Origin of the sequence: Vibrio sp. 1180_3 (genome assembly GCF_029478545.1) — a bacterium.
GTDB classification, from domain to species: Bacteria; Pseudomonadota; Gammaproteobacteria; order Enterobacterales; family Vibrionaceae; genus Vibrio; species Vibrio aestuarianus.
On the sequence record NZ_SJFM01000015.1, the window covers coordinates 63,624 to 76,388 of the forward strand.

Below are 12,765 nucleotides of genomic sequence, written 5' to 3' on the forward strand. Positions count from 1 at the left end.
AAATTAGAGTTTATTTTATGGGAAAACCATTTTGGAGAAGTGTTGAATACTTCTTTACAGGGAGCTATACCGCTGACGATGGGGACAATAATATTGTTGCGACTAGTCTTATTGGCGGCGATATTCGAGCTTACGGCGGTGATGATCATATCACCGTCGCTTCAATTACTGCCACAGTTTATACGGGTAGTGGTAATGATACAGTCGTAGGCGGTGCGGCCCATCTAAAGGTAGAGGATTCTATTGGTAACCTTAGTGTAAAAGGTGCGGCTGGGTATGTTGATATCAATAAAAGTGGGGGTGGTGATGTCTCATTTGCCGGCCTTGCTGGTGGAGTTACTATTGACCACTTAGGTAATCGCGGTGACGTAAATTATGGAGGTGCAGCTGCATACAACGGTATAACCCGTAAAGGTCTAAGTGGTAATGTGACATTTGGTGGTGTTGGTGGTTACAACAGTCTTTGGCATGAAACAAACCAGGGTAACTTATCCTTTACGGGGGCAGGGGCCGGAAACAAACTCGACCGAACTTGGTTCAATAAATACCAGGGTTCACGTGGTGATGTGACATTCGATGGGGGCGGTGCGGCTAACAGCATTAGTTCACGAGTGGAAACTGGCAATATCACTTTCCGTGGTGTTGGTGCCGATAATCATCTGGTTCGAAAAGGTAAAGTTGGAGATATAACCCTACAGGGTGCAGGCGCATCAAATCGAATTGAACGTACACGCCAAGCTAATGACGTTTATGCTGAAACACGAGGGAACGTTACATTTGAAGGGGTTGGAGGGTACAACAGCCTTTACTCTGATGTCGCCCACGGAAATGTCAGTTTTTCCGGGGGGGGAGCCTACAATAATATTACCCGTAAAGGGATAGGTAAAGACTTCGACGGCGAAGGGATGGCGCATGTCAATGCCGATGAAATCGTGCTTACTCAAGCGGTACTAAGTGGAACTTGGATTGGCCAGGATCATCAAGTTACGGGTATAAAATCGACACGTGAGCCGAATACTTATCTGTTTGCTTTCTCGGATTCTAAGTACACCAAAATAAATAAAATTCAGCTGAGTAACGATCCTGAAACTGGAGAGCTTAAGTATTATTCTACCGCTTGGTACAAAGAAGGCGATCATTTAAGTAACTTAACGAGCCAGGATATTTCCTCTGAGAGCGGGTTTAACCCCGTTAAAGTCTATGGCGCATATACGCTGTCGGATTTGAAAGTTGAACACCAGAAAGCGGTGACTATTCACGCCGTTGAAAAAGACCTTACAGAATATGAGTGGGTGACCTACGCTAACGGTGCGGTGATTGATGCTAAAGACGTGTCATTATCTGATGCAAAAATGGGTGGCCATGCTATTTCTACAAATGGCACCACAGTTGATGTTAAAGGTGTTAAGTCAAATCGTAAATCAAACACGTATGTATATGCGAAAGTGCTTGGCCCTTATACAAAAATTGTGGTGGTTGAATTAGCGAATGATTCAGAAACTGGCGAGTTAAAGTACCAGGCCCGTTCTTGGTACAAAGAAGGTAATTACACCGGAAATTTGGCCAATGAAGATATTTCGTCAGCAAATGGTTATCACTCAATGGGTCGAGGTGGATATTCGCTGAGTGATCTTCAGTACAGTGTAAATGCGGTAAGAAGTACTAGCGAAACGGTCGCAGATATTGACGAGTACAATGAACAAGCATTGATCAAACCTGCTACAGATACCGGTGAAAGCTCAGGAGATGTGCGTTTTAATGGTGTTGGTGGTGGTAACGTCATCAAATCCAATGTTACCCGCGGTGATGTTCATTTTAATGGTGGAGGGATTGCCAACGTTATCCTTCACAGCTCTAAGTTTGGTGATACTGAATTTATTGGTGGTGGCGCGGCTAACGTTATTGTTAAAAGTGGCGATGAAGGCGATCTCACTTTCCGTGGTGCTGGTTTGGCTAACGTATTAGTCCATCAGAGCAAGCAAGGCAAAATGGATGTCTACGCAGGCGGTGCGGTCAATGTATTGGTTCGTATTGGTGATGGCGAATATTTAGCTCACTTACTTGCTTATGGCAATATTTCAGTTCACAAAGGTAACGGTAATAGTCGTTTGACTATGCTAGGCGGCTACAACACGCACACCCAAATTGGTTCTGGCAACGGGCTGTGGTTAGCGGTCGGTGGCTTTAATGTCATGACACAGGTTGGTAAGGGTGACATCGCATCTGTACTTGTCGGTGGCGCGAATGTCATGACTAAAGTGGGTGACGGTGACCTCACGGCAGGTATGCTTGGTGGTGCCAATATCATTACTCATATTAGCGGTGATGATACGGCCTCAAATACGACCGCAGTCGCACTTGGTGGTGCAAACATCCTAACCAAAAAAGGCAATGGCAATGCGCTTGCCGTTATGGGAGGAGGCGCTAACGTACTTACACATGTTGGTGATGGCTCGACAACTGGCGTCATGGTTGGTGGGGCGAACATTCTAACCAAGGTGGGCGATGGTGATACCACTGGCATTATGTTGGGTATTGGTAACGTACTGACTCATGTCGGCGATGGCCAAACAATTGGCGTAATGGGTGCTGCGGGTAATATCTTCACCAAAGTAGGCGACGGCACTTCAATAGCCGCTATGATCGGCGTAGGCAATATCTTCACTCACGTTGGTGAAGGGAACGCATGGGCGCTAATGGGTGGCCTAGGCAATGTATTTACCAAGGTTGGTCATGGTGATGCATTAGCGCTTATGGTCGCGGAAGCCAATGTCTTTACGCACATTGGTGACGGTACAACAGTCGCATTAATGGTGGCGAAAGGTAATATCGCAACCAAAGTGGGCAATGGTACTTCGATAGCCGCGATGGTAGGTAACGCAAATATATTCACTCAGGTGGGTAATGGCAGCACGTTTGCTGCAATGCTTGGCCAAGCCAATATCATGACGAAAGTGGGTAATGACCTAACTGCTGCATTAATGATCGGTAAAGCGAATATCTATACTCACGTTGGTGATGGCACAAGCTTAGGTTTATTTGCTGGCGAACTAAATGTGATGACGAAAGTGGGTAATGGCACAACCTTAGCCGCGATGTTTGGTAAAGCAAACATTATGACTCACGTAGGAGATGGTCTTACTGGCGTACTAGCCCTTGGTGAAGCGAATATCATAACGAAAGTCGGTGATGACTTCATGGGTGTTGTCGCAGCTGCGAAAGCAAACGTCGTGACTCATGTGGGCGATGCAACAACTGCGGCGGTCTTGGCTGGTAAAGGCAATATCCTAACCAAAGTGGGCGAAGGCACCACGGTAGGGTTGTTGATTTCCGATATCGGCAACGTGATGACTCATGTCGGAGATGGCACGACCATTGGTATTGCCAAGGGCAAGGCAAACATCATCACAAAAGTGGGCGATGGATTAGGCGTTAACGTGGCCTGGGGACAAGCAAATATCTTCACTCACGTTGGTGACGGTGATCGATACAACTTCGCCAAAGGTGAAGCGAACATCATCACCAAAATCGGTGATGGCCAAGAAGTTTCTGTGGTTCAAGGTAAGGCGAATGTCATTACTCACGTCGGTAATGGCGATGATTACACGGGAGCTTGGGGCAAAGCGAATATCATTACGAAAGTGGGTGATGGCCGTAATGTTGTTTTAGCGAAAGGTGAAGCGAACATCGTTACTCAAGTGGGTGACGGAGATAGCTTCAACGCACTTTGGAGCAAAGGCAATATCGTCACTAAAGTCGGTGATGGTATGCAGGTCACGGCGGCAAAAGGTAAAGCCAATATTACGACAACCGTGGGTAATGGCCTGAGTGTAACGGCGGCCTATGGTGATGCGAATATCAACACCAAAATTGGTGACGGTATTTCAGTGAACGTTGCATGGGGCAAATATAACGTTAACACCAAAGTGGGTGACGGTCTCAATGTTGCGGTGATGAAAGGCAAAGCAAACGTGAATATTCACGTAGGTGATGGCTTAGGGATTAACGCTTCTTATGCCAGAAATAACGTTGCTATCAAAGTGGGTAACGGTGATTTCTATAGCCTAGCCGTCGCGTCAAGTAACACGAGCAGCAATAAGCTTTCCGCACTGTTTGATAATATTAAACAAACTCTTCTTGGAGTGGGTGGCAGCCAAGCGATTAATTACCTAGTTCAAGGTGATGAAGCTTCTTCATCAGGAATTCAGAAAGGACGAGGTGCTATTTCAACGCCTGAAATCACTAAACTTGATGGTTTCGACTTAGATGAAATCGAAGAAGTGGGTTCCGATCTAGGAGACGGTTTAAGTGGAAGCGTGACCAACGTTGAAACGCCTGATCTCAGCAACATGGAAAATGAACTCAACATCGAAGAATCTTCAAATCAAACGCAAACACCTAACTTGATCGTCAATGGTGATTTTGAGCAAGGTGGTCTGGGATGGGAATCGACTCACGGTGTTGAAGTTGCCTCTTCAAGTAAGGATTATGGCGTAAGTGGTGATGGTCATGGTTCACTTGTTACAGAGCTAGATACTTATACTAATACAAGTCTTTCTCAAGATTTAACGGATTTAGCGGAAGGTGAAGTCATTGCGGTTAGCTTTGATTTTGCAAAACGTGCAGGTATTTCAAGCAACGAAGGCATAGAAGTTCTCTGGAACGGTAATGTTGTATTCTCAACTTCTGGCGATGAAGCAGCTTGGCAACAAAAAACACTTAAGTTGACTGCGAATTCTGGCAGTAACCGAATAGAATTTAAAGGCACAGGCCATGATGATGGGTTGGGCTATGTTTTAGATAATGTTGTGGCGAAATCTGAAACATCACACCAAGCTAATGCTGTTGCCGATAATGCGGAACAAAATCAAGCTGCGCAAAATGCAATGTCTGACAAAGAACGAGCGGAAGCCGATCGTCAACGCTTAGAGCAAGAAAAGCAGAAACAACTTGAAGCCGTATCGGGTTCTCAGGCTCAATTAGAATCCACCGATCAAGAAGCATTAAAGAGCAATGGGCAAGCGCAGCGCGACGCTGTGAACGAAGAGTCTGAAGCGGTAACTAAAGACCTGACGACATTGGCCCAGGGACTTGATGTGCTGGATAACAAAGCGGTTTATGTAGGTGAATCTGGTGAGCATTGGCGCAACCATTTCGCAGACGGTCTTTTAGAGGATGCTCAAACCAAATTAGGTCAGGCTAAAGATGTTGCTGGGGAAAGCATCATCGCTGCGAAAAAAGCGCACGTAGACAACCAAAAAAGTGTCAACGATTCTGTGGCGAAATCAGAAGCAGGCGTTGCGAAAGGCGAACAGAATCGCTCTGGTGCAGAGAAAGATATTGCGAATACTAAAGCCGACGCTGATGCGCGTAAAACAGACGCCACTACGAAAGCTAATGAAGCTAAACAAGCTGAATCGAATGCGAATAATTCAGCTAGAGACGCTGAAGAACGTGGTAATCGTGATGCAAGAAATGCTGAAAACAAAGCGGATCAAGCACAAGCGGATGCGAAAGGTTCAAAGCAGAACGAAGAGGATCGTCCTGATCGTCAAGGTGCTGTGGGCAGTGGACTTTCGGGTAAAGCACGCAGAATAGAAGGTGCAGGCGTCACGGGTAACCATGTGAATGCCAACAACAAGTCAAGCGCCGATGGCCGATTCAGTGAAGGATTGAGCGAGCAAGAGCAAGAAGCGTTAAACGATGCTGTTCAAGCCGTAAACCGACTACAAATCAATGCAGGTATTCGCTCTAAAAATACCGGAAGAGCTATCACTTCCATGTTCACTGAGAGCAATACCGACAGTATCAGAGTTGTAAATCGAGCATCACAAGATGTAAACCGAAAAGATATTCGCATTTCAGGTGTCAATCTTCACGGGCTGGGTGAAGCGGCTGACACTTCTTTAGCTGTAAGAAAAGGCGTAGATGGTTTTGACTTCTCATTGCTTGGCTCTAATGATGCAAGATTTGTCGATTCGACTAAGCGACACATTGGCAAGCTTTTAACGGATTTACCTAGTAAAGAGTTGAAAGTGGTAAGAAGTAACATTCAGTCAATTCAGCGTACCCCATCTGAAAAGAATCTTGCTGCCTTAGAGTTGGCTCTTCACCAGTGGCAGAAAAAAAATCCAAAAGAGTTCGCTCAACGTGGTGAGTTAGTTAAGACACTCCAATTTGAAATGGTGTCGCTGCAAAGCCATATTCAGAGGAACCGTTCGAAGGACGCCAATGTCTTTGGTATTGCAATTGATCCGAAAGCTGTTGAAGCGTTTGAGTCTAAGCTCGTGTTTGACGGTATTGGTCGTGTGGTTGGTTTGGTTGAACCTTTGACCGAGCACGAAATCAATAGCTTAAAGTCGTTCGGAGTGGTTTCACCGACTCTGACGAATTCAACTTCAGAGAGAGATGCGCCAAAAACTGAAAATGAGAGCCTTATTGAATTTATTTATAAGCTAGGTCAGATAGAGACTACTGAAACTTATGCGAATGAAATACATGAGTTAGTAGAGCAAGCTAAAACGCTATGGATGAGCGGAAGTGTGACTCAAGAGAAAGCGGTTAAGCTGTTTAGCGAGGCTCATGAAAAGTTAGCAGAACACCCTAAACTGCAAACGCTGGCAAATAAATTACTGGCTGATGCAAAGAAAGATAAAGCGACAGGTCAATATCTTGATAATTTGTTTGGCCGTCGTTTTGACTCTGAAATAGCTCATGAGTTGGTGAAAACACCGACAGAACAAGCGATTAATACTTCAGTTCAAATCGGAACCAGTTTAGTTAATGATTTTGACGAATGGATACATGGCTTGCTGCCGGATGCGGGAGACGATGTGTTGCGCGCTGAGCGAATCCAGACAAAAATGGAAGCGTTTGCAGAAGAGATCGCTAAAGACAAGCGTCCATGGTTTAGTCGCGTCCCGACCTTAACTCAATTCCTTGAAACACCGAATTATGACAACTTCAAAACTATGATGACACAAGTTGATGATGGTTTCGGTGTTATAAAAGTTCCTTTCCTGGCTGTGAAAATGGCAATTACCCCTGGTTTGGGAATGGAAATGGCCCCGTGGAAAGCTGAAGGGGACCGTTTCTATCGGAATGTTATCACCAAGGCTCGTTCAACTGATGCGGTAATATCATCAGGGGTTGAAGGTGAAAACAAAGTTACCCTTATTGAAAAGAAAACCAGTGATTATGGTACGGCGCTTCAATATCAACCGAAAGGTGATAACTACGATGACTTTATAGAAGGCCGCAGTGTCGCAGATGGTCGAATTCTTACTCCGGGTAAAAAGACAACATTCGAAAGTAATGCCTTGAATAATGGTCTGCCGGTAGTGACGGGCGCGTCGGGTTCAACCAATATCATGACGCACCTGAACCAACATATTGCGAGTAAGAATCCAGGATTCTCTGTTGATCAAGCTTACCTAAACACCTTGTCTTTCTTAGTTTTTGACGGCGGTCACTCAGTCAACGAAAGCCTTGCTGTGTACAAAGCTTTGCAGGAAACGGGAGAGGATCGCAAAAAAGTATTGGAAAGCTACACCGCCAACTATCAGGATCTGATAGACCTAGTTGATGATAGCTCAAAGGGCACAGTGCGCGATGCGCTGGACAAGGCATTGGATAAAACGCTTAAGTTCTACAAAGAGCATGCTAATTCTGCATCAGATGAACCAGGGGAAGTGTTACCAGTTAAGAGGGCGACAAGTGACAAAGTTGCGGATCTTGAATCATTAGGAAAAAAGACCGGATTAAAAGTAGATTTATCTCAAGTATTTACGAAGCAAGAGCTGAAAGATAGAGCGAAAATTTTTGCTAAACCGATTGGTGCTTCTTATCAAAGTATCTTAGACCAAGTTGATTTGGTGCATCATTCCAATGGTCAAGAGCAGATGAGCGCGAGCTTTGAACTTTGCAATAAGATTAACGCTTATTTAGCTGAACATCCAACCTCCGGTCGTAATCATGCACTAACGCAATTGAAAGAACAGGTAAGTACTGAGTTATTTAAAGGGGAAATGAAAGTTACCCAAAAGGCCATTGACGCTATTGCAAAGACACGCCCCGAACTTGCCGCTGACATTTATATGGTGGCGATCGAGGAAGCCAATGGTGAACATGCGGGTCTAACCGAAATGATGGTCCGTTGGGCAAATGAAGACCCGTATTTATCGCCAAAGCAAGGATATAATGGAGAGACTCCGAAGGATTTGGGCTTTGACGCTAAATATCACATCGAACTTGGCGAACATTATTCAGACTTCAAACAATGGTTGGAAAAATCACAGGCGAACGATTTACTAAGCAAAGCTGTCTTGGATGAAGCGACGAAAACTGTCCACTTGGGTTACAGTTACCAAGAGCTTCAAGACTTGACCGGGGTTGAGTCTGTTCAGATGGCTTTCTATTTCTTGAAAGAAGCAGCTAAGTCGTCGGATCGGAGCTCTGGCGATTCAGCTGAAATGATCTTGCTAAAGAAATTCGCAGACAGAAACTATGTTTCTCAAGTTGAAGCCGGTCGAATGGATCAAATTAAAGGTATTTACCACAGTAGTCATGAGACAGATGTTGAGAGCTGGGATCGCCAATATTCTGGTATTGGATACGAAGACCTAAGTAAGAAACTTGCCGAAAAGAAGAATGTCGAAGAGCAGCTTTCTCTACTTCTAAATGACCGTAAAGGTCTTTTAATTGGCGAAGTACATGGCAGCGATGTTAATGGTTTGCGCTTTGTTAATGAGCAAATGGATGTACTCAAGAAGCAAGGTATCACTGTCATTGGTCTAGAGCACCTGCGTTCGGATCTTGCGCAGCCACTGATTGACAATTATCTGGCTACTGGTGTGATGTCCAATGAATTAAGTGCAATGCTCAAAACTAAGCATATAGACGTTACTTTGTTTGAAAATGCACGTTCAAATGGTATGCGCATTGTTGCTCTTGATGCGAATATTACGGCTCGCCCTAACATTCAAGGGACAGAGCATGGGTTGATGTATCGGGCTGGAGCTGCAAATAATATAGCGGTAGACACGTTGCAAAAATTGCCAGCGGGTGAAAAATTTGTTGCTATCTATGGGAGAGCACATTTGCAATCTCACAAAGGCATTGAAGGGTTTGTTCCTGGCATTACCCATCGTTTAGGTTTACCGGCACTTAAAGTGAGTGAAACGAACCAATTCAAGATTGAGAAGGATGATGTGAGTCTACGTGCTGTTTACGAAGATGTCGTGAATAAACCAAAGATTGTTTTCACTAGCTCCTTAAGTGGAGAGGACGGTCATGTTAATAATAAACATGTTGATAGTTGGAAGCGTGTTGAAGTTCTACCTCAAACGGGTGGCGGGGAAACTCGATTTGATGGACAAGTTATTGTTCAAATGGAGAACGACCCTGTGGTGGCTAAAGCTGCGGGGAACTTAGCAGGTAAACATCCTGATAAGAGTGTGGTAGTTCAACTTGATTCAGACGGAAACTATCGAGTGGTGTTTGGTGACCCCTCGAAGCTTGATGGAAAGGTTAGATGGCAATTAGTTGGTCATGGCCGTGGTGATTCAGAAAACAATAATATGCGCATGAGTGGTTATAGTGCTGATGAATTAGCAGTCAAGCTTGCTAAATTGAATCAAGCCTTCAGTGGATCAGGAAGCATCACCACTCAACCTGATCATATTAGCGTCGTGGGCTGTTCTTTAATTAGTGATGACAAACAGAAAGGCTTTGGTAAGCAGCTTATTAAAGCGATGGATATAAATGGAATTCGTAGCGATGTTTCAGTCCGGAGCTCAGAGGTTGCGGTTGACTCAACTGGTCGTAAACACACTCGTGATGCTAATGGCGACTGGGTACAAAAAGCGCCACAACACAAAGTTACATTTAGTTTGGATGCTCAAGGTGAAGTGACGACGAAAGAAGAGCGTATTCGAAATGGCATTGCTGAAGGAAACATTAATCTTTCTCACGTTGGTATGAGCAAGACGGACGAGTCTGTCCGTGGGGCTATTGGTGAAAACAACAATGTTTTTGAGGCACCAGAAAAAAGAAAAATAAATCAAGGAACCTCCTCAACTTCAGGAAACAGCAATCAGCTCAGCTACTCTGGGAACATTCAAGTGAATGTGGGCGATGGCGAGTTTACCGCGGTGAATTGGGGCACATCTAACGTTAGCATTAAAGTGGGCACTGGTGGCTTTAAGTCATTGGCATTTGGTGATAACAATGTGATGGTTCATATCGGTAATGGTCAGAGCAAACACAGCTTCGATATCGGTGGCTATCAGGCTCTGGAAGGTGCGCAGATGTTTATCGGAAATCGCAACGTGAGCTTCAACTTAGGACGAAGCAATGATTTGATTGTGATGCTGGATAAATCGATCCCAACCCCACCACTTGTTAACCCGTTTGATGGGGCCGCTCGTATTTCTGGAGTTCTGCAAGGTATAGCAAATTCGGGCAAAGGCAAAGATTGGGTTTCTGCTCAAAATCAACAGTGGACATTGTCAGGCGCGAAGAAGTTCGTTAAAGATATGTCTGGTTTAGATCAAAGTAGCAGTGTTGACTATGACACTCTTGTGAGTTTGGATTCGCAAAATGGACGTAGTAGCCGAGGTTTGAAGAATGACACTGAAGCTGTTCTGAACAAGAAGTTCAACAAATGGTTAGGTGGTAATGACACCAGTGCAAACAAACTAAGTCGCGCAGATAAGTTTCGTCAAGCGAATGAGAAGTTAGCATTTAACTTCGCTGTTGGTGGTCAAGGTGCGGATATTCAGGTCACGTCGGGCAATTGGAATTTTATGTTTGGTGACAATATCCAGTCTATCCTTGATACCAATCTAGGTTCTTTGTTTGGCTTAATGACACAGCAGTTCTCTGCAACAGGTCAAGCGAAAACAACCTTCACATATAACCCTAAAGATTTACCCCGACAGTTAAAGAATAAACTACTTGGCCAGTTGTCTGGTGTGGGTGCGGATACGACACTTGGGGACATCTTCGGTGTGGATTACACCGCATCTGGGCAAATTCTTGCTCGTAATGGTAAGCCGGTAGACGGGGTTGCAATCCTCAAAGATATGCTGGAAGTGATTGGTGAGTTTAGTGGTGATCAACTTCAAGCTTTCGTCGATCCTACTAAGCTGTTAGACGATTTGAAATCGGGAATTGATATGGGCGCAGATGGCCTTAAGTCGTTCGCAGAAACTCATGGTTTGAAAGAAAAAACGCCAGAAGAGAAAGAGGATAAAGCATCAGTTTCCGTTAATGGGACCAACGTAAATGGTGTTCAAAAAAGTCGCGATGAGGCTACAACGCCTGAAAAAACCCCGAAAAAAGATCGTGCATTTGGTTTTAATTCGTTCAGTCTACCTAACTTGTTTACGACTATCTTTAGCCAAGATAAGCAAAAAGAGATGAAATCGTTGGTAGAAAACCTGAAAGGGAACCTAACGAAAGATCTACTGAATATGAAAGAAAAAACATTCGATTTCTTAAGTAAGAGTGGTCATTTAAAAGGGGATGGTGATGTCCATGTTTCTCTAGGAAACTATAACTTCAACTGGGGTGGCGACGGCAAAGATTTAGGGGCTTATCTAGGGGATAACAACAACTTCTGGGGCGGTCGAGGTGACGATGTGTATTACGCAACTGGTACATCCAATATTTTTACCGGCGGTGAAGGTAATGATATGGGCGTTCTTATGGGGCGTGAAAATATGATGTTTGGTGGTGAAGGTAATGATACTGCTGTGGTCGCTGGACGAATTAACCATGTTTTCCTTGGTGCTGGTAATGATCAAGCATTTGTCTTTGGGGAAGGTGGACAAATTGATACCGGAACAGGGCGAGATTATGTTGTGACTTCTGGTAATTATAACCGCGTGGATACAGGTGATGAGCAAGATTACTCAGTTACGATCGGTAATAACAACCAAGTAGAGTTAGGTTCGGGGAACGACTTTGCCAATGTCTTTGGAAACTATAATCGTATCAATGCTGACACTGGTAACGATGTGGTCAAGCTGTTGGGTTATCACGCAGTGTTGAACGGCGAGGAAGGGGACGATCACTTGATTGCAGCGGCCATGTCAAAGTTCAGTCAGTTCAATGGCGGTGAAGGACATGATTTGATGGTACTTGGTGGATACCAAAATACATTCAAAGGTGGGACTGGTGTCGACAGTTTTGTCGTGAGCGGTGATGTTATCGACAACCTTGTTGAAGACATCCGTAGTGAAGATAAGATTGTGTTCAATGGCATTGATTGGAATAAACTGTGGTTTGAGCGTAGTGGTTATGATTTAAAACTTTCTATATTACGTGATCCTGAAAGCGATACTAACCAAGCGAAGTTTGAACATATTGGTTCTGTCACTTTCGCTGATTACTTCAATGGTAATCGTGCACAAGTTGTTGTTGCGATGGGGGAGCAAGGCACACCGCAAGAGCATACAGTGTTATCCAATAATGCGGTTGATGCATTGGTTCAAGCTATGAGCGCCTTTGAGCCTCAGGCTGGTGATAATGGCTTTATCGATAACCTTGATAGTAAATCTCGCGTTGCGATTACAACGGCATGGTCTGATGTGTCTCAAGTAAAAAACGCTATAGCGTAACTAGTCGTATTGAATTTTAAACAATAATGCGAGCCGTCTTCTTTTTTGAAGACGGCTTTTTAATTTGAAGCTAAAGGTTTAAGTAACTAGTTGTTTTTGCTTAAGGGGCTATTACTGCAATGCCTAGTATTGAAAGGACAAC

Annotated in this window: 1 protein-coding gene; it reads left to right on the forward strand. The window is 44.4% G+C overall.

Annotated elements, in window-relative coordinates; translation table 11 throughout:
• Positions 1-17 precede the first annotated feature (17 nt).
• Positions 18-12,623, forward strand: coding sequence for an MARTX multifunctional-autoprocessing repeats-in-toxin holotoxin RtxA (gene rtxA / locus EYW48_RS11195; protein ID WP_277432408.1), 12,606 nt, complete (start codon positions 18-20; stop codon positions 12,621-12,623).
• The last annotated feature ends 142 nt before the right edge of the window (positions 12,624-12,765 follow it).

Excerpts from the sequence above, each read along its gene's own strand:
- rtxA (WP_277432408.1), top strand. The coding sequence starts at position 18 with ATGGGAAAACCATTTTGGAGAAGTGTTGAATACTTCTTTACAGGGAGC.